Below are 24459 nucleotides of genomic sequence, written 5' to 3'. Positions count from 1 at the left end.
TTGTGTAATCTGCCGCTGGGTTCGGCGATGAAGCCGTACGCAGCAGGGGGACTCTTGCGAGTGTCGTTGGCCTACAAGCTCGTCGCCATGACGGCGGCGGTAACCGTCGTCATGGGTACTGGCGGTGTGCCTGTGCCTGTGGCGCATGCGACTGGCAGCGACGGTTACTACCAGCCGTACACCAACGATTTCACCGGCATGGAAGGTGCCTGGACCGCCGAGAAGGACGGCCCGCAGCCGCACCAGCAGGTCCACATTGACTGGGACGTGCCGATCACCATGAGTGACGGAACAGTGTTGAAAGCCAACATCTACCGGCCCATGGATGACGGGGTGGTCGTCACCGACCCATTGCCGACTGTGCTCAATGCAACGCCCTACACAAAGTGGATAATGGCGGTGGGAGCCAAGCTCATCAACGCCCCGGGCATCCAGGACGGCATTCTGCGCGCCATCGGCAGCCTGGAAAGTTCCGACCCGGCATTGAAGAACCTCATGCAGATGATGCAGACCCTCGATGGCGGCGGGACGCTGGTCGCGACGGCCGACAAACAACTGATCAAGAGCGGATACGTTTGGATCGATCTCGACGTCAGGGGCACCGGCTTCTCCGAGGGCACATGGCAGCTGGCGGGACCACGCGAACAACAGGACACCGTCGAGGTGATCGACTGGATCAGCAAGCAGGACTTCAGCGATGGAAAGGTGGGTGAGACAGGCGTGTCCTATGACGCGATCACTGCGCTGCAGGCCGCCTCACACCGGCCACCCGCGCTCAAAGCGGTGTTCGCCGTCGAACCGGGTACCGACCTCGCTCAGGACCTGGCCTTGCACGGCGGCGCCATCGACATCGGTTTCTTGCCGATTTGGCTGTGGTTGGTCAACGGGCTCAAGCGAATTCCCGACGCTCAGTCCATGGCGTTGGGCACTTGGCAGCAGGCGTACCAGAAGTGGATCGACGACCGCGCCGACGATCCAACGACCATGTCCGATGCCATGTACACGGCTCTCAACGCCCACACCGTGAATGAGCTGCTCGACTCGCCCCAGGCGATGATGCTCTACGACGCGCACGGCCCGTGGCGCACCGCGACTCACACCAACATGGCCAACATCGACGTGCCGACGATGATCACTGGCGGCTGGAGCGATCTGTTCCGCAACGCCGAGTTCCGGTCCTTCGCAGACTTGACAGGGCTCAAACCCGGTGAGAAACAACTGATCTTGGGACCGGGCTACCACCTCAACGCCACCGGCGGGTTCGGCAAGCGCGATGCCCCGCCACGGGTCGACGTCCTGCAGAAGGCGTGGTTCGACCACTGGATAAAGGGCATCGACAACGGCGTGCAGAACCTTGGTCCGATTCTGGAGCAGATGCCCGGCGCGCAAGGATGGCAGAGGATCAACGAGCTGCCGCGCCCCGGAATGAAAAACCAGCGGGTGTATCTGCGAAGCGAGGACAGTCACACCGCGGTCCGCACCCGGCACGACGGGTCGCTGTCGGCCCAACCACCAACGGCACCAGATCAATTGACCGTAAATGTCGGGTTGGCCGGCCTCTGCTCGGATATCACCAACACCCAGTACGTGGGCGGCACGGCGATTCTGATGGAATGCGCTCAAGATGAACGCACACACGAGATCGACGGCCTCACGTTCACCAGCGCACCGGTATCGGTACCGACGCTGATCTCGGGACCCGTTGCGGTACACCTGAATACGCAGCATGAAGGCACCGACGGTTTTTGGATGGCCACTGTCAGCGACGTCGATGACGCCTCGAACAATTCGCTGCCGCTGAGTACCGGTTGGGTGGTGTCCTCAATGCGTCAAGTGGACGAGGACCGAAGTAAGTGTGGCCCCAACGGCGATTACGTCGACCCGATCCAAACCCTGGATCTCAAACGTGGTTACGACCCCGTCGTCCCAGGCAAGCCGACGACCATCGACTTCGGCACCTACCCATTGGATGCGGTATTACAGCCGGGGCACCGGTTGCGGGTGAGCGTGTACAGCAGCAACTATCCGTCGGCGGTGCCGCCGATGCCGATGATGATCGCTGCGGGTCTGACCCCGCCGCCGTACGACGTTCGTGATGTCGTATTGCTTTTCGACCGAAGCAACACCTTTTACCCCGAGCACCTCAACATCGACCCCGTGGCACCCAGCTGGGTCAGCGTTCCCACCAGCGATCCGATCAACTGAAGGCACTGCCGGCTCCGGGAATCAGTGCCCGGGATCTGCGTCGATGTCAATACCCATCAGCTTCAAGGCTTTTCGCATGGACGCATCCCCGCGATCCATGGAAGCCTGCAGCTGATCGAACGATGCGCTTGCTGTCCCGGGCGTCATGGTCCGGCATACCCGGGCGAACGTGCGCCAGTTGTCAATGCCGTCCTGCAAGGCCGAGTTGACGTCTTGGTTTGGCGTCGGCAGTTGCTGCGAGAGCTGATCAAACTCGTTCTGTAGCTTGGTGCATGCGCGCGACACGGCGCCGTAGTCCTGAGCATCGAGGGCGCTGCCCACTGTGCCCAGCGTCCCGCCCAGCTTGGCCACCGCGGTGGTGATGTTCCGTTGCCACTTGAGGTCCGCCGGCGCGTTGGCCTGCCCCGCTACCGTTTGAGTGCATGCGCTGAGCATCACGATCAGGACTGCCAGTACTGCTGCGCGGCGCACACCCCCAAGCCTATGCGACACAGTGGCATCGGGCATGGATTGCCCGCATCCGTGAGAGTCTGGCCAGGTGAAGCCGAGACTGGCCCGGACGATTGCTGCCCTGGTTGCCGCCGCGATATGTGGGGCGTGCGGGGCGAAAAGCCCGCAGACCGATATCGATCGCATCGCCGCCGACGGAGTTCTGCGGGTGTGCAGCACCGGCGACTACCGCCCGTTCAGCTACCGCGATGCCCAGGGGCAATGGAGCGGAATGGACATCGATCTGGCCAACGCGCTGGCCCACAGCCTCGGTGTCACAGTTCAATGGGAGCACACCAGCTGGCCGACGCTGCTGGCCGATCTGGATACCCGTTGCGATATCGCCATGGGCGGCATCACCGTCACTGCAGACCGCGCGGAGCACGCGTTGTTCACTGACTCATATCTGCGCGATGGCAAGGCTGCGGTGGTGCGGTGTTCCGATGCCTCAAGGTTCCGTTCGCTGGCCGACATTGACCGTCCGGGTGTTCGAGTGGTGGTCAATCCGGGTGGTACCAACGAACAATTCGATCGGGCGCACCTGAGCCATGCCACCGTCGTCGAGTACCCGGACAACAACATGATCTTCGATCAGCTCACTGCCGGCCGGGCCGATGCGATGATCACCGATGTCAGTGAAATTCGCTGGCAGACAACACAGAATCACCAGCTGTGCCCGGTCTCCACCGATAATCCCTTCACCGTCGCGCAGAAGGCGTATCTGCTCCGCAGTTCCGCGACAGCGTTACGGGAACGGGTCAACAAATGGCTGGCCGACATTCGTGCCGACGGTAGCTACGCGCTGATCAGCCGCCGGTGGTTGGGTGTGGCGATCGGGCCCGACGGGCCCATGTGAGGTCAGTGAACGGCTCCGTTGATCACCGGCTTGTCGATCACGCCCATCTCCACTCCCCACTTGGTGGCGATCTTCCGATATTCGCCCGTCTCAATCAGGTGAATCAGGGTGTTCTGCAACAGTTTTGCCAGTGGTGATCCCTTGGCCACCGACCAGCCGTAGGGCTGCGCGTCTACAACGCTGCCAGCTGCTTCGAGTTTGCCCCCGCTCAGCTTGATCACGTACCCGATGACCGGTGAATCCGCTGTCACCGCATCAAGATCGCCCGCGAGCAGCGCGGCAGTGGCGTCGTCTTGACGGTCGAACCGCACGGTTTCCACCGGTGCCAGGCCCGCCGCCACACAGGCATCGCTCTTGGCCGGTAGTTCCTGGGTGTCCTCGATCGACTCCCGGTGGACGCCGACTTTCAATCCGCACGGCGCGGAAGGATCAACGGAGGTACCGGCGCGACGAGCCCATAGGATTCCGGCGTTGAAGTAGGTGACGAAATCTGCTGACTGCTCTCGGAGCTTGGTGTCGGTCGTCGACGACATCCCGACGTTCACGGCACCGGCTTGCACCGACGACACGATCTTGGACAGCGGGATTTCGTGATACTCGGGCTGCAGGCCCAGAGTTCTTGTCACCGCTGCCATCAGGTCGACATCGAAGCCTACGTACTTGCCTTCCGAGTTCTTGAATTCATTTGGTGCATAGGGAACGTTCACCCCGACAATCAGCCGACCCGAATTCCTGATGTCGGCGGGAACATCGGCGTTCGACGGCACCGACGCGGACGGTGCTGTGGCATGCCGTTGGGACCAGAGGTGCCAGCCTATGGCCGCACACACCGCCACCAGCAGCGCCGTTGCTGCGCCGATGATCATGGTGCGACGGGACTTTCGGCCGGTTGGACCGTCGGATGCCGAATGGCGGCCCGAGCGACCGGTGGTGCGTACCGGTGAGTTCAGCGCGGCGCGGGCCGCGACTGCCAGTTCGCCGGCCGACGCGTAGCGCTTGCTCGGTTTCTTGGCCATCCCTTTGGCGATCACCTCGTCGAAAGCCGCGAGCCGCGGGTCCGTCTGGGAGGGTTTCGGGATGGCTGCACCGATGTGACCGGCGATTTGATGTTCCAAGCTGTCTGCCGGGTACGGCCGATGGCCGGTGAGCGTCTCGTAAAGCACACATGTCAGCGCATAGATGTCCGAGCGTGAATCGGCATGGCCGCCTTCGAACCGTTCCGGCGCCATGTAGGCCAATGTGCCCAAAGTGCTTCCGGCGGTGGTCAATCCATCTTCGCCCGCGGTGCGGGCCAAGCCGAAGTCGATCAGGTAGGCGAAATTGTTCTTGGTCACCAGAATGTTCGAGGGCTTGACATCGCGGTGGATCAGCCCGCTTTCGTGCGCCGAATCCAGGGCTGCGGCGATCTGCTCGATGATTTCGACGGCGAACGCGGGACTGCGTTGTGCTGTGGGATCGGCCAGGATCTCCGATAGCGTGCGTCCGTCAATCAGCCGCATATCAAGGTACAGCTGGCCATCGATCTCACCGAAACCGTGGATGGGCACTACATGCGGCTCGGTGATGACTGCGGCAGCATGCGATTCGCGTCTGAACCGCTCCTGGAACCCAGCGTCCCTGGCCATGTGCGGGGGCAGCACCTTTAGCGCTACTGTGCGATTGGTGTTGGTGTCGTGGGCCACGTACACCTCGCCCATCCCGCCGCGGCCCAGCAGTTCGCGTAATTCGTAGTGCCCGAATTGCGTTGGCTCCACGCATTACTCCTCGACGGCGGTCAGTCTGCACTGAAACTACAACACCTCGGGGTGCCTCACAGGGGTAAACCGGTTTCTCCGGTGGGCTGCGGCCCGACTCAGACGGCCCGCAGATAGCGCGCGGTGGTCAGCTTTTGCGCGAGGAGCGCAACCGGTCTACCGGCGCGGCTCCACCACAGTGCCGGCCGGGAGAACGCCGTCGCCTGTGCGTAGACACCGTCGTCGGTCGGGTCGTAGCGCACCGAGAACAGTTCTTCACCGCTCTCCGGATGCCCCGGCAGAGTGCCGTAGGCAAACCCGCGACGCTCCGGCTCGTCCAGCACGTACACCACCCGGCACGGCACCCGGATGGGGCCGAGATGGGCCAGCACATCGGTGCCTGGTGCCGCCGCGACGGTGGTGGACTGCACCCGCAGGCCGGCACCGCGCTGCATGCCCCAATGCAGGATCGAGTCGGCGGCGGCCTCGAATCGTTCGCGACCGTCACCGATCCGCGCCTCGGCGAGCACATGGTGGTAGCCGGCGGGCAGGTCGCCGGCGGTTGCACCAACTTCCGGATAGGTGAACGTCAGCCCCGCAAGGTCGTTCAGTTTCACCCGTCCACCATGGCACCCGGGGCGGGCGGGCCGGTCGGATCGGTGGAGATGAACTCGCGGATGGCGGTCAGCCCGCCGCGGTGCAAAGCCTCGTAGGACCAGATCACCGCGATGACCGGCAATGGGCCGAACGCCACCCACCACCGAGCCGACGGCGGAACCAATTCGGCGATCACCTGGCCCTGCGGGACACCGTCGATGGTGGCCGGCAACCAGTCCTTGAGCAGGATGGTCAGCATCCTGGTCGCCTCGAATGGGCCGATGACGGTGGCCATCACCCAGCTCACACTGACAATCAGCAGCGCCCACGGCCATGCCAACAGTAGTGACTGGTCATCGACGATGTCGGCGGCTGTGCGAACCGATTCGGCGATGAACGCGAAACCCAGCGCGGCCAGCAGCACGCCGATCTGAGCTGCGAGCAGATCATCGAGCACCGAGTTGGCCTGTTCCTGGGCGGATCGGGCGGGTAGCCCGAACGCCAGCGACAACAGGCCAGCCAACAGGGCGAGCAGGGTCAGCGCCGACGTCGAGTCCTCGATGCGCTTGAACGAATCAGTCAAGAAGCGCAGCACCAGCCGCGATGACGTCGATGGGCGGGTGCGATACAAGATCATCACCACAAGTCCGGAGATCACGATCGACAGCAGCCAGCACACCACCGCCGCGCTGATGATCACCAAAGCCAGCGAGGCGACGATCGGTACCAGTTGGTCATTGGTCCTGTCGCCATTGCGCACCACCAGAAGTGGCACCGCGCCCAACGCCGCCACGCCCGCCGCGCGAACCAGGAGCGGCAGCGTGAACCCGGCTATGTCGCCGGCGTCCAGGTCGGGATCGCGGCGTCGGATCGCGTCGAGTTCGGCGCCCATCACCGATCGTGCGCGGCGAAGCGACAGTTTGCGCGCCACGGACTGAATGTAACGGCCCGCCGGGGTGTTCGCGGTGGACACGCTTACGGTATCGGGGTGTCAGCAGACCAATTGCACGCCGGAGGCGGCTTCAATCCGCCCGAACCGACCACCAGAGGTGGCCCCGACTACGGCCGGTTCGTCGAAGCCGTCCGCACCCTCGGTGACAATGCCCGCGGTGTCGACGCGCCCGACGACGTCATCACCCAGGCCGCGGCCCTAATCGAGCAGGTCAACGCACTACTGGAGCCGTACGAGGCTGACGAATGGCACTCGCCGTCGGGCCGGCGCCTGGACCTGCCCAACCGCGGTGGGGTGCTCAATGTGCCCTCGGACCTTAAGGTTGTTGACGGGAAGGTGGAGGGCCAGGTCCGGTTCCGCCGGTTCCACCTGGGTCGCAACGGGGCCGCGCATGGCGGCGCGATGGGCCTGCTGTTCGATTCGCTACTCGGTTATGCGGCATTCATGCTGACCGACAGCCCGTTCCAGCGCACCGCCTATCTGCACGTCAACTACCGCAAAATTGCCCCGATCGAGAAAGACCTGCAGGCCACGGCCACTGTGGAGCGGGTCGAAGGCCGCAAGATCTATGTCACCGGCGCGATCCTGGACGGCGACACCGTGCTTGCCGACGCCGAAGCGCTGTTCGTCAAGCTCAAACCAGGGCAGCCGTGATGCGGCGCTGCGCCCGGACGCAATGGGCGGTCCCGATAACATTGGTCGCGATTACCAGCTTTTAGAGACCAACGAGGAGCCTCCCGATGACCGCCGTCGCCAGCGCCGAACCAGCCGCCCCGATCAGGGTTGCTGCCGGCACCACCGCCGGCGCCGCGGTCCGTGAGGCCGGGCTGCCTCAGCGTGGTGAGGTCGACGCCATCGTGGTGGTGAAGGACGCGGACGGCCGGTTGCGGGACCTGTCCTGGATTCCCGAGGCCGACGTCGAGGTCACCCCGGTGGCGGCCAACACCGGCGATGGCCGCAGCGTGATCCGGCACTCCTGCGCGCACGTCCTTGCCCAGGCCGTGCAGGACCTGTTCCCGGAGGCCAAGCTGGGCATCGGCCCGCCGATCACCGATGGCTTCTACTACGACTTCGATGTCACGGAACCGTTCACCCCCGAGGACCTGGTCAAGCTGGAAAAGCGGATGGCCAAGATCGTCAAAGACGGTCAGCTGTTCGACCGCCGGGTTTATGGCTCCAAAGAAGAGGCACGTTTCGAGCTCGCCGGTGAGCCCTACAAGCTCGAACTGGTCGACGACAAGTCCGGCGATCCCGACGTCATGGAGGTTGGTGGCGACGAGCTGACCGCCTACGACAACCTCAATCCCCGTACCCGCGAACGGATTTGGGGTGACCTCTGCCGCGGCCCGCACATCCCGACCACCAAGCACATCCCGGCGTTCAAGCTGACCCGCAGCAGTGCCGCCTACTGGCGTGGTGACCAGAAGAACGCCAGCCTGCAGCGCGTCTACGGCACCGCCTGGGAGTCGCAGGAAGCGCTCGATGCGCACCTGGAGTTGGTGGAGGAAGCGCTGCGCCGCGACCACCGCAAGCTCGGGGCGGAGCTGGACCTGTTCAGCTTCCCCGACGAAATCGGTTCGGGTCTGGCGGTTTTTCACCCCAAGGGCGGGGTGGTGCGGCGCGAGCTGGAGGACTACTCACGGCAGAAGCATCTGCAGGCCGGCTACGAGTTCGTCAACACCCCGCACATCACCAAAGAGCAGCTGTACATCACCTCCGGGCACCTCGAGTGGTACTCGGAGGGGATGTACCCGGCGATGCACATCGACGCGGAGTACAACGAAGACGGCACGGTGCGCAAGCCGGGGCAGAACTACTACCTCAAGCCGATGAACTGCCCCATGCACCACCTGATCTACCGGGCTCGGGGACGGTCATATCGCGAACTTCCGTTGCGGCTCTTCGAGTTCGGCAGCGTTTATCGCAAAGAGATGTCCGGCGTCATCCACGGCCTGACCCGGGTCCGCGGTATGACCCAGGACGACGCGCACATCTACACCACCCGCGAGCAGATGCGCGAAGAGCTGACCTCGTTGCTGCAGTTCGTGCTGGATTTGTTGGCCGACTACGGCCTGAACGACTTCTATCTGGAGCTGTCCACCAAGGACCCGGAGAAGTACGTCGGCTCCGATGAGATGTGGGACGAGGCCACCGAGACGCTGCGGCAGGTCGCCGAGGCCTCCGGCCTGGAGCTGGTGCCCGACCCGGGCGGCGCGGCGTTCTACGGCCCGAAGATCTCGGTGCAGGTCAAGGATGCGCTGGGCCGGCATTGGCAGATGTCGACCATCCAGCTGGACTTCAACATGCCCGACCGCTTCGAGCTGGAGTACACCGCGGCCGACGGATCACGGCAGCGCCCGGTACTGATCCACCGCGCGCTCTTTGGCTCGATCGAGCGGTTCTTCGGGGTGCTCACCGAGCACTATGCCGGGGCGTTCCCGGCCTGGCTGGCGCCGGTGCAGGTGGTTGGTATCCCGGTCGCGGACGCCCATCTCGACTACCTGTATGACGTTGCCGCCCAACTGAAGTCGCACGGCGTGCGCGTCGAGGTGGACAGCAGCGACGACCGGATGGCCAAGAAGATCGTCAACCACACCAACCAGAAGGTGCCGTTCATGTTGCTCGCGGGCGACAAGGACGTCGAGGCAGGTGCGGTGTCCTTCCGGTTCGCTGACCGCACTCAGATCAACGGAGTGCCCCGCGAGCAGGTGGTGGCCACCATCGTCGACTGGATCGCCCGCCGCGAGAATGCTTTCCCCACAGCCGAATTGGTGCAACCGGGCCAGGGCGCATAGCCGTGAACGACGAGCGGAGCATCGTGGACGTCGGGGTCGGCGACCCCGACTACCTGCAGCGACTGTGGACCCCGCATCGGATGACCTACATCGTCGAGGGGCCGGTGAAACAAGCGGAGGAAGGTGGCGCCGGTATGTCAGCGAGCTCCAAGAACCCGTTCACCGACATCCCCACGATGGCCGACGAGGACGGTCTGATTGTGGCCCGCGGTGAGCAGGTCTACGCCGTGCTCAATCTGTACCCGTACAACCCGGGCCATCTGATGGTGGTGCCGTACCGGCAGGTGTCCGAATTGGAAGACCTGACCGAGGCCGAGAGCGTCGAGCTGATGTCCTTCACCCAGAAGGCAATTCGGGTGATCAAGGCCATCTCGCGGCCGCACGGCTTCAACGTCGGCTTGAACCTGGGCACCTCCGCCGGTGGTTCGTTGGCCGACCATCTGCACATGCACGTGGTGCCTCGCTGGGGTGGCGACGCCAACTTCATCACGGTCATCGGTGGCACCAAGGTCATTCCGCAGTTGTTGCGCGACACGCGCAAACTGCTTGCCGACCAGTGGGTGGTGCAGGAGTCGTGAGCGACTTCTACCTGCTGACCCGCGCTGCCTACACCAAGCTTTCCCGCCCGCTGGCTCGTGGTGCGTTGCGTATCGGTCTGACTCCGGACGCGGTCACCATCATCGGCACCACAGCCTCGGTGGCCGGCGCACTGACGCTATTTCCGACCGGACACCTCTGGTACGGCGCGTTGGTGGTGTCGTTCTTCGTGCTGGCCGACATGCTTGATGGGGCGATGGCCCGGGAACGCGGCCACGGCACCAGGTTCGGCGCGGTGCTCGATGCCACCTGTGACCGGATCAGTGACGGTGCGGTGTTCTGCGGTCTGCTGTGGTGGATCGCGTTCGGGATGCACGACCGGCCACTGGTGGTGGCGACGCTGATCTGCCTGGTGACCTCACAGGTCATCTCGTACATCAAGGCACGTGCTGAGGCCAGTGGTTTGTCTGCGGACGGCGGCCTGATCGAGCGCCCCGAACGGTTGATCATCGTGCTGGTCGGCGCAGGTTTTTCGGACCTGCCCATCCATCCGCTGCCGTTGGCCTTGCCCATCGCCATGTGGCTGCTGGCTGTGGCCAGCGTGATCACCCTCGGCCAGCGGGTGAACACCGTGCGGCGCTCGCCGGGCGCCCATGAGCCCTTGCCGTCGAGTACCCCGTCGCAGGAGGAGCAGCCGTGAGCGTTCCCACCAATGGCCTCCCGGCGTTCGGTGGGATCCGGGTACCGTTGGGTGAGCAGCTGATTGACTGGGGTTACGCCGCGGGCTGGCAACTGGTGCGGACCATGCCAGAGTTCGCTGCCCGCAACGTGTTTGACGCGGGTGCGTTGTACGCGGCGCGTGGCGGCGGGCCCGAACAGCTGCGCAAGAACCTGTCCCGGGTACTGGGTGTGTCACCGGCCGAGGTGCCGGGCAGCGTCATTCGTGCTTCGCTTGCCTCTTATGCCCGGTATTGGCGGGAGGCGTTTCGGTTGCCGTCGATGAATCAGCGCACGCTCGGAGAGCGGCTGAGGCACTGCCTGCTGGGCACGGAGCACATCCATGCGGGTCTGGAACGCGGCAACGGGGTCATCCTGGCGCTGCCGCACAGTGGCAACTGGGACATGGCCGGCGTCGCCGTGGTGCATCAATTCGGGAAGTTCACCACCGTCGCCGAGCGGCTCAAGCCCGAGTCGCTGTACCAGAGATTCGTGGAATACCGCGAGAGCCTGGGCTTCGAGATTCTGCCGCTGACCGGTGGGGCGCGCCCGCCGGTTGAGGTGCTGGCCGAGCGGTTGCGGGACAATCGCATCATCTGTCTGATGGCCGACCGCGATCTTTCCCGAAATGGCGTGCAGGTCAATCTCTTTGGTGAGGCAACCCGGATGCCTGCAGGTTCGGCCAAGCTGGCTATCGATACCGGGGCCACGCTGGTGACCGTGCACTGCTGGAACGAACCCGATGATTGGGTGTTCCAGATCTCGCCACCGGTGGACACCTCCGGTGCCGACGTCACGGTCATCACCCAGGACCTGGCCGACCTTTTCCAGGCCGGCATCGCGGCTCACCCTGCCGATTGGCACATGCTGCAGCCGCAGTGGCTGGCTGATCTGTCCGCCGAACGGCGGGCACATCTGGCCGGTGAGAAACGCGCCGAGGACACCTGATGCGCATCGGCATGGTGTGCCCGTACTCATTCGACGTACCGGGTGGGGTGCAGGCACACGTGCTGCAATTGGCTGAGGTGATGCGCGGGTACGGGCACGAGGTCAGCGTGCTGGCGCCGGCCTCGCCGGAGGCCCATGCGGCGCTACCTGACTACGTGGTTTCCGGTGGCAGGGCCGTGCCGATCCCGTACAACGGGTCGGTGGCCCGACTGCGCTTCGGACCGGCCACGCACCGGATGGTCAAGAGATGGCTCCTACAAGGCGAGTTTGATGTGCTGCACCTGCATGAGCCCAACGCGCCGAGCCTGTCCATGCTGGCGCTGATGATCGCCGAGGGCCCGATCGTCGCGACGTTTCACACCTCGACCACAAAGTCGTTGACGCTCAGCGTGTTTCAGGGCATTCTGCGGCCGTGGCACGAGAAGATCGTCGGCCGTATCGCGGTTTCGGACCTGGCCAGGCGATGGCAGATGGAGGCGCTGGGGTCTGACGCGGTGGAGATTCCCAACGGTGTCGACGTCGCGTCGTTCGCGAAGGCGGCACCCTTGGCGGGCTACCCGAGGGCAGGGCGCACCGTGCTGTTCCTGGGCCGGTTCGACGAACCACGCAAGGGCATGCAGGTGCTGCTCGGTGCGCTGCCCAAGCTGGTTGAGGCGTTCCCCGAAGTCGAGGTGCTGATCGTGGGCCGCGGTGACGAGGAAGAGCTGAGAGCCAAGGCCGGTGACCTGGCTGGGCACCTGCGGTTTCTCGGGTTGGTCGACGATGCCGAGAAAGCTTCAGCCATGCGGAGTGCCGATGTGTACTGCGCCCCCAACACCGGCGGAGAGAGCTTCGGCATAGTCCTGGTGGAGGCGATGGCGGCGGGCACCCCGGTGGTGGCCAGCGACCTGCACGCCTTCCGTCGGGTGCTGCAGGACGGTCAGGCCGGGCGACTGGTGCCGGTAGACGACTCCGCTGCGCTGGGCGATGCGCTCGTCGAGATGCTGTCCGATGAGGCGTCGCGGCGCGGCTACACCCAGAACGCGGCCCAGGCGGTGGAGCGCTACGACTGGGCGGTGGTGGCGCGCCAGATCCTGTTGGTTTATGAGACGGTGGCGGCTTCTGGTGCCAAGGTCCAGGTGGTGGGCTGATGAGCGCTTGCGCGAAGAAGAGACAATTTTGATGAGCGCTTGCGCGAAGAAGAGACAATCCTGATGCATCTCCTCTTGACCATCGTGTTCTTGGTGGTGGCCGCGGTGGTGCTGCTGACGGCAGCGTGGGCCTATCAGACCGCGCACCGCCTGGATCGCTTACACGTCCGCTACGACCTGTCCTGGCAGGCCCTTGACGGCGCGTTGGCTCGTCGCGCGGTGGTGGCGCGGGCAGTAGCGACCGACGCTTATGGTTCGCGGTCGGCAGGTCGCCGGCTGGTCGGCCTGGCCGATGCGGCCGAGGCGGCGCCCAGACCGGCGCGCGAAGCGGCGGAGAACGAGCTGTCTGCGGCGCTGGCACAGGTCGACCCGGCATCGATACCGGTGGCGTTGGTAGCCGAGCTCGCCGACGCCGAGGCCAGGGTGCTGCTGGCCCGGCGGTTCCACAACGACGCCGTGCGGGACACTTTGGCGTTGCGCGAACGGCGCCTGGTGCGCTGGTTGCACCTTGGCGGAACCGCTGCCATGCCAACGTATTTCGAGATCGTCGAGCGTGCTTCGCGACACGACGCCGGGGCGTTGGGCCGACGCACGTCAGCGCGGGTGGTGTTGCTCGACGAGCACGGGCACGTGCTGCTGTTCTGTGGTTCGGACCCCGCTCTCGAGGCGGCACCGCGCTGGTGGTTCACCGTCGGGGGAGCGGTCGAGCCTGGAGAGTCGCTACCCGATGCCGCGGCGCGTGAGGTGGCCGAGGAGACCGGTCTGCAGATTTCGCCGGCAGCGTTGGTCGGACCGGTGTGGCGGCGCGAGGCGGAATTCGAGTTCAACGGTTCTGTGATCCGGAGCGACGAATACTTCTTTGTGTACCGTGCCTCACACTTTGAGCCGGTGACCGGCGGTCACACCACCGTGGAACGGCAGGCGATCCACGGGCACCGCTGGTGCGATGCGACGGTCATCGACCAGTTGGCCGCTGCCGGTGAAACGGTGTATCCGTTGCAACTGGGCGAATTGCTTTCTGTGGCAGGTGAACTGGCAGACGCTAGCCACGCACCGGCCGCTCCGACGCCGGAGTTACAGCCCATCCGCTGAGAACGCCCTGCCTGCGGGCGTTATCGATTTGGCCTGGCCACTAGAATTGGTCTGTACCAATGTGGAGGAGATAGCAGTGGAAACCGCACCGGACAACAGCGGTCAGACGGGCACTGCCCGGGTCAAGCGCGGCATGGCCGAGATGCTCAAGGGCGGCGTCATCATGGACGTCGTCACGCCTGAGCAGGCTCGCATCGCCGAAGGCGCCGGCGCGGTAGCGGTCATGGCGCTCGAGCGGGTTCCCGCCGACATCCGCGCTCAGGGCGGCGTGTCACGCATGAGTGACCCCGACATGATCGAGGGCATCATCGACGCGGTCACCATCCCGGTCATGGCAAAGGCCCGGATCGGGCACTTCGTCGAGGCCCAGATTCTGCAGAGCCTGGGCGTGGACTACATCGACGAGTCCGAGGTGCTGACTCCCGCCGACTACGCCAACCACATTGACAAGTGGAAGTTCACTGTGCCGTTCGTCTGCGGTGCCACCAATCTGGGTGAAGCACTGCGCCGAATCACCGAGGGCGCGGCCATGATTCGCTCCAAAGGTGAAGCCGGCACCGGCGATGTCTCCAATGCCACCACGCACATGCGCAAGATCGGTGGCGAAATCCGTCGGCTGACGTCGCTCTCGGAAGACGAACTGTACGTTGCGGCAAAGGAATTGCAGGCTCCTTACGATCTGGTGGTTGAGGTGGCGCGGGCCGGCAAGTTGCCCGTGACGCTGTTCACCGCGGGTGGTATCGCAACCCCGGCCGACGCGGCGATGATGATGCAGCTCGGTGCCGAAGGCGTGTTCGTCGGCTCGGGCATCTTCAAATCAGGCGACCCGGCCGCCCGGGCCGCCGCGATCGTCAAGGCCACCACCTTCTACGACGACCCCGACACGTTGGCCAAGGTGTCGCGTGGGCTGGGCGAGGCGATGGTCGGCATCAACGTGGAGGATGTGCCCCAGCCGCACCGGCTGGCCGAACGCGGTTGGTAGCGATGAGCGCTTGCGCGAAGAGCCGGTGGCACTGACGGATGGCGATTGAACAGATCCTCGATCTGGAGCAGCTCGAGGTCAACATCTATCGCGGCGGCGTCTTCAGCCCCGATTCCGGTTTTCTGCAAAGGACTTTCGGCGGGCATGTGGCGGGTCAGTCGCTGGTGTCGGCGGTGCGCACGGTAGCCCCGGAGTTTCAGGTGCATTCGTTGCACGGTTACTTCCTGCGCCCCGGCGATGCGCGGGCACCGTCGGTGTACCTCGTCGAGCGGATCCGGGACGGGGGTTCGTTCTGCACGCGTCGCGTGAGTGCCATCCAGCACGGCGAGACAATTTTCTCGATGTCTGCCTCGTTCCAGACCGATCAGACCGGCATCGAGCATCAAGACGTCATGCCGGTGCCTCCGCCGCCGGATGATCTGCCCGGCTTCCGGTCCGGGGGAGCGTTCGACGATGCCGGGTTCGCCCAGTTCGACGAGTGGGACGTGCGGATCGTGCCGCGCAGTCAGGTGGCACGGGTGCCCGGAAAGGCCTCCCAGCAGCAGGTGTGGTTCCGGCACCGGGACCCGCTGCCCGACGACCACGTGCTGCACATCTGCGCGCTGGCCTACATGAGTGATCTGACGCTGCTGGGCTCGGCGCAGGTCAACCATCTCGACGTGCGTAAACACATGATGATCGCCTCACTGGACCACGCGATGTGGTTCATGCGGCCGTTCCGTGCCGACGAGTGGCTGCTCTACGACCAGTCCTCACCATCGGCGTCAGGGGGCCGGGCACTGACCCAGGGCACGCTGTTCAATCAATACGGCGAGATGGTCGCGTCCGTGATGCAGGAGGGGCTGACCCGCTACAGGCGCGGTTTCACCCCTGATGCCGAGTGAGCCCGCGCGTCGGTGTCCTTGCGTTGCAAGGGGACACCCGTGAGCACCTGGCCGCGCTGACGGAGGCCGGCGCGTCAGTTATCACCGTCCGGCGGTTGGCTGAGCTGAATTCCGTTGACGCCCTGGTGATTCCGGGCGGTGAGTCGACGGCCATGAGCCACCTGCTCCGCGAACTGGAATTGCTGGAGCCACTGCGGGCCAGGCTTGCCGACGGCATGCCCTGTTACGGATCGTGTGCTGGGATGATCCTGTTGGCCACCGAAATCATGGATGCCGGTGTACCGGGCCGGGAGGCACTACCGCTGTGCGGCATCGATATGACGGTGCGGCGTAATGCCTTTGGTCGTCAGGTGGACTCGTTTGAAGAGGACATCGCGTTCGACGGGCTGGACGAACCGATGCATGCGGTGTTCATCCGGGCGCCGTGGGTTGAGCGGGTCGGTTCGGGCGTAGAGGTTCTGGCTCGGGCTGGTGGACATCCAGTCGCGGTGCGGCAGGGGCAGATGCTGGCGACTGCATTTCATCCGGAAGTGACCGGAGACCGCCGGGTGCACAAGCTGTTCGTCAACTCGTTGTAGCGCTGTTTGGGTGTCGGTGGGCGATGTGTGCACCTGCACACTCCGAAATCACCAGTCATAGGCACGGCTGCAGAGCTACACAGCTAGCGCATAGCTCGCTCGGTCTTAATGATCGTGTGAGTATGACATCTGGCGCTGTCCTGGAGGCCCCCACCACGGTGTCCGCGACCGATTCATCGAGCCGGTTCTCCCTGCGGACCAAGCTCGGTGAGCGGGTGGCCTTCGCGGCGCTTCTGATCGTCACCGCGGTCATCTACCTGTGGAACATCACCATCAACGGCATGGGCAACCAGTTCTACGCTGCCGCCGTGTGGGCCGGCTCGCAGGACTGGGAGGCACTGCTGTTCGGGTCGATCGACCCGCACAATGTGATCACCGTCGACAAGCCCCCGCTGTCGCAGTGGGTGATGGCGCTGTCCGGTCAGATCTTCGGCTTCAGCAGCGCCAGCATGCTCATCCCCGAGGCACTGATGGCCGTGGCGTCGGTCGGCCTGCTCTACGGTGCGGTGCGACGGATCAGCGGCCCGGTTGCGGGCCTGCTGGCCGGCGGTGTCCTGGCACTGACCCCAGTGGCCGCCATGATGTTCCGGTTCAACAACCCCGACGCGGCCATGGTGCTGCTGATGACGTTGGCTGCGTACTTCACGATCCGGGCCCTGCAGGCCGAAGGTACCGGCCGCCGCAGCGCCGCCACCTGGATGGCGCTCGCGGGCGGGGCACTCGGGTTCGCGTTTCTGGCGAAGATGCTCGAAGGCCTCATGGTGATGCCGGCGCTGGGCCTGGTGTACCTGATTGCCGCGCCGGTCGCGCTGCGCAGCCGGATACGGCATTTGCTGGGAGCACTCGCGGCGATGCTGGCTTCGGCAGGTTGGTTCGTGCTGCTGACCATATTGTGGCCGGCGTCATCGCGGCCGTACATGGCGGGCTCAACCGACAACAGCTTCATGAATCTGGTGTTGGGCTACAACGGCTTTGGTCGGGTGCTCGGCAAGAACCACATGGATAAGGGCCCCTCCGACGGACCCGCGCAGGTGCACACAATCACCGGCGAGCACATCGGGCATGCCGCGGGAGAGGCGATCGACCCCTCACATGGTCATGGTGGCTTCGGCAACCAGGTTCAGGGTCTGCCGCGGCTGTTCACCGGTGAGTTCGGCTATGAGATCGGCTGGCTGATACCGGCGGCGCTGCTGGCCACCGTGTTGGTGCTGATCTCCCGCGGTCGTGCCCCGCGCACCGACCTGGTACGCGCCGGCGCCATCCTGTTCGGTACCTGGTTGGTGGTCGACGGCTTGGTGCTGAGCTTCATGAAGACCAACGTGCACCCCTACTACTGCCTGTCACTGGCTCCCGCGATGGCCGCCATGTTTGCCATCGGCGTCGTCGAGATGTGGCAGAAGCGGACATCTCGCTTCCACCGATTCGGGCTGGCGGCAATGCTTTTGGCCAGCGGGGTGTGGGGCTGCTTGATTCTGGCCCGTAACGCCGACTGGCTGCCCGCGCTGCGCTGGGTGATTCTGGCGGTCACCATCATCGGCACCGCCGGGCTGCTGTGGGCCGGCGATGGACGCCAACGCGTGGCGAAGGTCGCCTTGGGCTTGGCGCTGTTCGGTGCGGTTGGTGGTTCGGTGGCCTACTCGATTGCCACCTTCGGCCAGCCGCATACCGGCGGTGGTCCGTCGGTCGGCCCGGCCGACAAGGCCGACAACGGCTCGGGCAATTGGCACGACGCGTCCGACAACACCGAGCTGAACGCCATGCTGGAGGCCACCACGACCAAGTGGTCAGCGGCCATCAACAGGTCCTCGCCGGCAGCCGGATTGGAGCTCGCGACCTCGACACCCGTCATCGCGATCGGTGGATTCGGTGGCAGCGATCCTGCGCCCACCCTGCAGCAGTTCCAGTCCTACGTCGCCAACCACGAAGTGACTTACTACATCGTGGCTGACAACACCGGTCACTGGGGCAACAACGTGCACTCGGACATCGCAGACTGGGTGAGCGCGAACTTCAGCCCGTTGAAGGTGGGCTCGGACACCGTTTACGACCTGACCACTCCCGCGCAGAAGTAGTTTGCGGGCTGGGCACGGTACTGCGCCGGCGTAGAGTCAGGTCCGGGATGGAACCGCAGGTCGGCATCCCGCCCAAGATGTAGTGCGGCCGGCGTTGTCAATTGCCGGTGGGTCGATGCCGGGCGCCGGAGCGCTGGCCACCGATGGTGCTCAAAATGTGTTCGAGTACCGCGTTGTACGCGTCGCCGTCGTTGACGACGTGGACCATTCCGTGGTGCCGAAGGTATCCATCGATACGCCGATCGATGGACCAGTTGATGTAGGCGTCGCCGGCGAACTCCGACGCGAGGAAGCTCGAGGCCACAATCTCGAGATCCCGCGTGTTCAGGTCTGCGGCGGCCGGTTGCCGGTATTGCGTCGAAACGCGATTCAGTTGGTCGGACATACCGCTCCCGGTTTGATCGTTCGTGGGCTTGACCGATCGCGTTGTATCGCAAGACGAATCAATACGACATGGTCAATGGCTCAGCAGTGCACCTGCATGTGTCATTCGGGTGAAGTACTCAATAAGTGTATCGGTGTCGTCGAGGGTTATGGCGGAGAATCTGCGAATAACCGCAGGTAATGCACCACATGCCAAGTGGCAGCATCAGTTTCGATGTTTACCTCTCGACAGATGACCGGAGCAGGACCAGCAGGGGCTCCGGTCAGGTTCGCGATAAGGCCGGGCTCTGACCGGCCCAGCTGAGAAGTTAGCTCTGTGTCGAAGGCGCGACCGCCGAGTGCGCGTCCAGGTTGCAAAACGCTCATCGAGGCACACTCGCGCCTAGGATGAACGGGATTCAGCTTGAACAACCGATGGCCTGGACAGAAGCGCGATGAGGACAACCACTGAACGGGGTTGCACCGCGTAGCTCGGGGCCTCGACAGTTGGTGCACTTTCCCATGGCATGACGTCGTCGGGCGATGCGAGTGCGGTGTCGATCCAGCGCCGCCACGGTCTCGATTCACCCCCGAGGACCAGTGGTGATGGTAGCTCAAACGGCAGTGGCTCCCAATATGCATTGCTCATCGCGTAGAAGAGCATGTTGGTCCGCAAGCTCTGGAATGAGATCGCTAGCGAATGGGAGTCATCGCTCCAATCCGGCTGGTATGGCTTGACACCATGCCATTCGATGGCGGAGTGCTGGAGCTCTTTGTTGAGTGTCAGCGGAATTCCCTCGGCAAGGGGCCGAGTCCGATACGCAATGAGGCTTGAGGCAAATCGATGAATGTCGGAGTGCCGCTCGACCAGGTCCCAGTCGAACCAACTGATCTCGTTGTCCTGGCAGTACGCGTTGTTGTTGCCTCGCTGTGTTCGGCGGACCTCGTCGCCCATGACGAGCATCGGCATCCCTACCGCTAACAAGTTCAATGTGAGAAAGTTCTTGATCTGGCGGGTGCGCAGCGCTTCGATTTCCGGATCATCGGTAGGGCCCTCGATCCCGCAGTTCCAGCTGAGGTTGTCGGTCACGCCGTCGCGGTTGTTCTCGCCATTGGCCAGATTGTGCTTCTCGTTGTAGGAGACGAGGTCATTGAGCGTGAAACCGTCGTGCGACGTCACGAAGTTGACGCTCTGCTCGGCCTCGCGGTGGTCACGGCCGTAAATGTCTGGACTGCCCAATACGCGTGCGGCCAGCCCCTGGACGGCCCCGCGACCGCCCCTGACGAAGCGTCGCACGTCGTCGCGAAATCGGCCGTTCCATTCGGCCCAGGCGTCGCCCACGAAACTGCCGACTTGGTAGAGCCCTGCGGCATCCCACACCTCGGCGATAAGCTTTGTGCCCGCCAGCGCAGGATCGGATTCGACGTCCCACAACACGGGAGGGCTCGAACGTGGCCGGCCCGTCTCGTCGCGAGCCAAAATCGAGGCCAGGTCGAAACGGAACCCGTCGACATGCATCTCTGCGACCCAGTAGCGCAGGCTATCCAAAATCAGCCGTCGCACGACGGACTGGTTGGCATTGAGCGTATTTCCACACCCCGTGTAGTCGGCGTACTGCGACTTGTCATGCTGCAGGATGTAGTAGAAGTCGTTGGCCAGAGCGCGATAACAAAACGTGGGTCCATCGCTGGGACCTTCACTTGTGTGATTGAAGACGACGTCGAGGATGATTTCGATACCGGCACGGTGCAGCGATTTGACCATGTCGCGAAATTCATCGAGCACCGCCAGTGCCCCTTTGCCCGAAGCGTAGGCGTGATGCGGTGCGAAGAATGAGACCGGATCGTATCCCCAGTAATTCACCAGCTCCCTCGGGGCGTCCTGTGGGTCGAACTGAAATACCGGGAGCAACTCGACGGCGTTTACGCCCAACCGCTTCAGGTACGGGATCTTCTCGACCAACCCCGCGTAGGTCCCACGCTTTTCCGGTGCAATGCCGGAGTTCGGATGCCGGGTGAAGCCCCGCACGTGCAGCTCGTAGATGACGGTTTCGGCGGCGGCCCGTCGCAGTGGCGCATCACCTTCCCAGTCGTACGCGTCCGGCGCCCCCACCACACTCTTCATCGCTGTCGCGGCATTGTCTCCGGGACGCATCGCCGCGTGGCGGTCGTACTCCGCCGGCACGGCAACGGCCACGCCGTACGGATCGAGGAGCACCTTGTCGCCGTCGAATCGCAAACCCAGCTGCGGCGCCATCGGGCCGTGCGCCCGGTACGCATAGACCTGCCCCGGCTCGAGGCCTGGCACGAACGCATGCCAGTAGTGATACGTGCGGTGTCGGCGAGGATCGAGTGTTATCACTGTGGTCGGCTCGATCGACTGCTCGTCGAAGAACAGCAGAAGGTCTATCTGCGTGGCGTTCTTGGAGAACACACTGAAGTTGACCCCGCCGTCGCGCACCGACGCGCCGAGCGGCGCGCTCTCACCCGGGACGACCGCCGCGCACGGCTGATGGGTGCGCGCTTCGCGCCTTACCCTGAGCTGCTTGCCATCCTGAGCAGATTCCACGAATGCCCTCGCGTCGATGCCGTCGGCTAAACCTTGACAGTCACGGGCGGTACGTTCCAGATGTCATCACAGTATTCCGCGATGGCGCGGTCCGACGAAAACTTGCCGCTGCGCGCAGTATTCAGGATCGACATCCGTGTCCAGGCTTCCGTGTCTCGCCACGCAGCACTCACCGCTTCCTGGCAGTCCACGTAGGCGGCATAGTCGGCAAGAACGAGGAACGGGTCGTGGTGACCGAGCGAATGGACGAGCGGCCGGAACACTTCGGTATCACCTCCGGAGAATCGCCCGTCAGCAATCAGTCCCAGCACCGCACGCAACTCGTCGTTGCGCTCGATGTAATCCGTCGGCCGGTATCCCTCCCGCTTGACGCGCTCGACGTCTGCCGCCGTCAACCCGAACAAGAAGAAGTTCTCCGGGCCGACCTCGTCTCGAATCTCGACGTTGGCACCGTCCAGCGTGCCGATTGTCAGCGCGCCGTTGAGCATGAATTTCATGTTGCCCGTGCCGGACGCCTCCTTACCTGCCGTCGAGATCTGCTCGGACAGATCGGCCGCCGGGTAAACCAGATGTGCGCTTTGCACATTGAAGTTGGGCACGAACGCCACTTTCAGGTACCGGTTGACGTCCGGGTCCGCGTTCACCGTCTCGGCGACGGCGTTGATCAGCTTGATGGTGCGCTTGGCTATGAAATAGCCGGGTGCGGCTTTCCCGCCGAAGATGAATGCTCGAGGTGCAATCTCCAGGCGGGGGTTCTGCTTCAGCCGGTGGTACAGCGTGATGATGTGCAGGACGTTCAGAACCTGACGCTTGTACTCGTGAATGCGCTTGACCTGAATATCGAAAAGCCAGTCCGGTTCTAGCTCAACACCGGTCGTTGAGCGAGCGTAGTCGGTGAGGCGCGCCTTGCTGGCGCGCTTGACCACCCGCCACTCGCGACGGAACGCGGCGTCATCGGTATAGGACTCGAGCCCGCGAAGTATCCCCAAATCAACGAGCCACCCTTCCCCGATCGCGTCGTCGAGCAGCTGCCTCAGTCCCGGGTTGGCGACTGCCAGGAAACGCCGAGGTGTGACGCCGTTGGTCTTGTTGCTGAACCGCTCCGGCCACAACTCGTAGAAGTCCTTGAGCACACTGGATTTCAGCAACTCAGTATGCAACGCGGCGACGCCGTTGACTGCGTGGCTGCCGACGGTGGCGAGATGCGCCATGCGCACACTCTTGGCGCCCTCCTCACCGATCAGGGACATGCGCCTCACGCGGGCCTCGTCCCCCGGGAAGCGCGTGTGCACCTCATCCAGGAACCGGCGGTTGATCTCGTAGATGATCTCAAGGTGACGTGGCAAAAACTCGCCGAACATCGGCAACGGCCAGGTTTCCAGGGCCTCAGGCAGCAGGGTGTGGTTGGTGTACCCAAACGTCGCCACGGTGATCGCCCAGGCTTCGTCCCAATCGAGACGACCCTCGTCTATCAAGAGCCGCATCAACTCGGCTACGCCGATCGATGGATGCGTGTCGTTGAGCTGCAGTGCCCATTGTTCGGCGAGCGTTTGCACGGGCCGGCCCGCAATGTCCTGGTGCATGTGTAGCACGTCCTGCAAAGAACAGGAGACGAAGAAGTACTGCTGCAACAAGCGCAGCTGCTTGCCAACCTCGGGCTCGTCGTTCGGATAGAGCACCTTGGTTACCGTCTCCGAGACGACTTTGTCCTCGACCGCCCGGTAGTAGTCGCCGAGGTTGAAGGCCTCGAATTCAAACGACTCAACGGCTCTGGCGCTCCACAACCTCAGCGTGTTGCACGTGCTCACGCTATAACCCTGGATGGGAGTGTCGTAGGCAATGCCCTTGAGGACCCGCAGCGGCACCCAGCGCACGCGCTCGCTGCCCGCTTCGTCGACGTAGCGCTCCGTGTGCCCGCCCCAGTTGACTCGATAAGCGATGTCGGGCTTTGCGATCTCCCACGGGTTCCCGTGAATCAACCAGTTGTCGGTCGTTTCGACCTGCCACCCGTCGTGGATCTCCTGGTCGAAAATTCCGAATTCGTAGCGGATGCCGTAGCCGATCGCTGGACGCCGGAGGGTGGCCAGCGAGTCGAGATAGCAGGCCGCGAGCCGCCCCAAGCCGCCGTTTCCGAGCCCCGGCTCCTTTTCGCACGCGAGGACAGTGTCGAGATCCTGGCCCAGCTCGGCCAGTACGGTACGCGCCTCCTGCTCGATATGAAGATTCAGCAAATTGTTCGCGAGATGTGGCCCCATCAAGAACTCGGCCGACAGGTAACACGCCACCTTCGACGTTAGATCCCAGTACGTCTGAGTTGTGTTCGTCCAGCGCTGCTGCATGCGGTCCCGCACGGCCAGCGCGAGCGCTCGATAGTAGTGTTGCGGTGTTGCAACCGCGGGTAGGCGGCCAATGGAATAACGAAGATGGTCCGTTACGGCCTGCCGCAAAGCATCGGCCTGCAAGCCGCTGCGAACGTCCTGCACCGCATCGACGGTAGTGGGGGACATGCTCTGTAACGTGTTGGATTCTGGGACAGTTGTCCCCAATGCGTCGGTCTCCATTTTGACCCGCTGTATTCGGTCATCACCGCTGCCCCCTGGATCCTCCAGTGGACGTCCACCATTCTTGCACCGCCGTGCGTTCTCAGCGCCCGAATCGCAAGTCGACAAGGTGAACGCCTACCCACAATGGCCTCGGCCCAGGTCCTCATCAGTTCGAACGCACGGGCATAGCGCCGCATCGTCACATCGTTGGACAGCGTCCAGCAGCTCGCCAGGTGAACAATTCGTGCAGGGCTGTCGAAGGCTGCCGTTTCGGGCTTTGATGAAAGAGACCCGCTATCCAATGTCATGGGAGCGTGCGCGATGACTGTTGTAAAGGCCGCCCGGCACTCAGCCGATTTGAACCCATTGAGCATGAGACGCTCGCCCAACTGGAGGCGGGGTTTCGCGCCGCTAACC

The 24459-nt window shown here is 63.8% G+C and carries 20 protein-coding genes; 13 read left to right on the top strand and 7 right to left on the bottom strand.

The features are described 5' to 3' along the window. The first annotated feature begins 27 nt into the window (after positions 1–27). Entirely contained in the window at positions 28–2205 is a 2178-nt protein-coding gene (locus tag M2432_RS24000) for a CocE/NonD family hydrolase (RefSeq protein ID WP_280829344.1), read from the top strand. A gap of 21 nt (positions 2206–2226) precedes the next feature. On the opposite strand, the gene M2432_RS23995 is transcribed toward M2432_RS24000, so the two are convergent. Beyond that, positions 2227–2676 carry a hypothetical protein gene (locus M2432_RS23995; protein ID WP_280829343.1) on the bottom strand — a complete coding sequence of 150 codons (450 nt, stop codon included), beginning with the start codon at positions 2674–2676 and terminating at the stop codon, positions 2227–2229. Between the two features lie 67 nt (positions 2677–2743). Here M2432_RS23995 and M2432_RS23990 point away from each other — a divergent pair, with 67 nt between their 5' ends. After that, on the top strand, positions 2744–3550 hold the full coding sequence (locus tag M2432_RS23990) for a transporter substrate-binding domain-containing protein (RefSeq protein ID WP_280829342.1): 807 nt from the start codon (positions 2744–2746) through the stop codon (positions 3548–3550). Between the two features lie 2 nt (positions 3551–3552). On the opposite strand, the gene M2432_RS23985 is transcribed toward M2432_RS23990, so the two are convergent. The 3 genes from M2432_RS23985 to M2432_RS23975 all read right to left on the bottom strand — a co-directional run bounded on the left by M2432_RS23985 (position 3553) and on the right by M2432_RS23975 (position 6811). Then, complete coding sequence (locus tag M2432_RS23985) at positions 3553–5304, bottom strand: bifunctional serine/threonine-protein kinase/transporter substrate-binding domain-containing protein (RefSeq protein ID WP_280829341.1); 1752 nt, start codon at positions 5302–5304, stop codon at positions 3553–3555. 98 nt (positions 5305–5402) lie between these two features. Continuing rightward, on the bottom strand, positions 5403–5900 hold the full coding sequence (locus tag M2432_RS23980; RefSeq protein ID WP_280829340.1) for a DUF1990 domain-containing protein: 498 nt from the start codon (positions 5898–5900) through the stop codon (positions 5403–5405). Then, positions 5897–6811: a hypothetical protein gene (locus M2432_RS23975; RefSeq protein ID WP_280829339.1), complete on the bottom strand. Its 915-nt coding sequence runs from the start codon at positions 6809–6811 to the stop codon at positions 5897–5899. Before M2432_RS23975 ends, M2432_RS23980 begins: the two co-directional genes overlap by 4 nt. Positions 6812–6868: 57 nt before the next feature. Between M2432_RS23975 and M2432_RS23970 the strand changes: the two genes are divergently transcribed. The 11 genes from M2432_RS23970 (at position 6869) to M2432_RS23920 (ending at position 18567) form a co-directional block, all read left to right on the top strand. Continuing rightward, positions 6869–7486, top strand: a complete 618-nt coding sequence (locus M2432_RS23970) for a PaaI family thioesterase (RefSeq protein ID WP_280829338.1) — start codon at positions 6869–6871, stop codon at positions 7484–7486. A gap of 86 nt (positions 7487–7572) precedes the next feature. Further along, the gene (gene thrS / locus M2432_RS23965; RefSeq protein WP_280829337.1) at positions 7573–9627 is read left to right on the top strand and encodes a threonine--tRNA ligase; all 2055 of its coding nucleotides are present in this window, start codon (positions 7573–7575) and stop codon (positions 9625–9627) included. Then, positions 9624–10205, top strand: coding sequence for an HIT domain-containing protein (locus M2432_RS23960; protein ID WP_280829384.1), 582 nt, complete (start codon positions 9624–9626; stop codon positions 10203–10205). Before thrS ends, M2432_RS23960 begins: the two co-directional genes overlap by 4 nt. Beyond that, positions 10202–10864, top strand: a complete 663-nt coding sequence (gene pgsA, locus M2432_RS23955) for a phosphatidylinositol phosphate synthase (RefSeq protein ID WP_280829336.1) — start codon at positions 10202–10204, stop codon at positions 10862–10864. The genes M2432_RS23960 and pgsA overlap by 4 nt, the downstream gene beginning before the upstream one ends. Further along, positions 10861–11829, top strand: a complete 969-nt coding sequence (locus M2432_RS23950) for a phosphatidylinositol mannoside acyltransferase (protein ID WP_280829335.1) — start codon at positions 10861–10863, stop codon at positions 11827–11829. Before pgsA ends, M2432_RS23950 begins: the two co-directional genes overlap by 4 nt. After that, positions 11829–12959, top strand: coding sequence for a glycosyltransferase family 4 protein (locus M2432_RS23945; protein ID WP_280829334.1), 1131 nt, complete (start codon positions 11829–11831; stop codon positions 12957–12959). The genes M2432_RS23950 and M2432_RS23945 overlap by 1 nt, the downstream gene beginning before the upstream one ends. Before the next feature lie 63 nt (positions 12960–13022). Then, on the top strand, positions 13023–14051 hold the full coding sequence (locus tag M2432_RS23940; RefSeq protein WP_280829333.1) for an NUDIX domain-containing protein: 1029 nt from the start codon (positions 13023–13025) through the stop codon (positions 14049–14051). A gap of 76 nt (positions 14052–14127) precedes the next feature. Next, positions 14128–15033, top strand: coding sequence for a pyridoxal 5'-phosphate synthase lyase subunit PdxS (gene pdxS / locus M2432_RS23935; protein WP_280829332.1), 906 nt, complete (start codon positions 14128–14130; stop codon positions 15031–15033). 38 nt (positions 15034–15071) lie between these two features. Continuing rightward, a complete protein-coding gene (gene tesB / locus M2432_RS23930) occupies positions 15072–15917 on the top strand; it encodes an acyl-CoA thioesterase II (protein WP_280829331.1) in 846 nt (281 codons plus the stop codon). After that, the gene (gene pdxT / locus M2432_RS23925) at positions 15914–16495 is read left to right on the top strand and encodes a pyridoxal 5'-phosphate synthase glutaminase subunit PdxT (protein WP_280829330.1); all 582 of its coding nucleotides are present in this window, start codon (positions 15914–15916) and stop codon (positions 16493–16495) included. The genes tesB and pdxT overlap by 4 nt, the downstream gene beginning before the upstream one ends. Before the next feature lie 122 nt (positions 16496–16617). Then, a complete protein-coding gene (locus tag M2432_RS23920; RefSeq protein ID WP_280829329.1) occupies positions 16618–18567 on the top strand; it encodes a glycosyltransferase family 39 protein in 1950 nt (649 codons plus the stop codon). 97 nt (positions 18568–18664) lie between these two features. Here the strand turns inward: M2432_RS23920 and M2432_RS23915 are convergent, their stop codons facing one another. From M2432_RS23915 to M2432_RS23905, 3 genes are all read right to left on the bottom strand, one after another. After that, positions 18665–18952 carry a hypothetical protein gene (locus M2432_RS23915; protein WP_280829328.1) on the bottom strand — a complete coding sequence of 96 codons (288 nt, stop codon included), beginning with the start codon at positions 18950–18952 and terminating at the stop codon, positions 18665–18667. 381 nt (positions 18953–19333) lie between these two features. Next, the gene (gene glgX / locus M2432_RS23910; protein WP_280829327.1) at positions 19334–21499 is read right to left on the bottom strand and encodes a glycogen debranching protein GlgX; all 2166 of its coding nucleotides are present in this window, start codon (positions 21497–21499) and stop codon (positions 19334–19336) included. A 26-nt stretch (positions 21500–21525) separates the two neighbouring features. After that, positions 21526–24006 carry a glycogen/starch/alpha-glucan phosphorylase gene (locus M2432_RS23905; RefSeq protein ID WP_280829326.1) on the bottom strand — a complete coding sequence of 827 codons (2481 nt, stop codon included), beginning with the start codon at positions 24004–24006 and terminating at the stop codon, positions 21526–21528. Positions 24007–24459: the final 453 nt, after the last annotated feature.

Origin of the sequence: Mycobacterium sp. OTB74 (genome assembly GCF_029892685.1) — a bacterium.
In the GTDB taxonomy this organism is placed as follows: Bacteria; Actinomycetota; Actinomycetes; order Mycobacteriales; family Mycobacteriaceae; genus Mycobacterium.
Note: the sequence above shows the minus strand (reverse complement) of the source record. Positions and strands in the feature narration are given on the sequence as shown.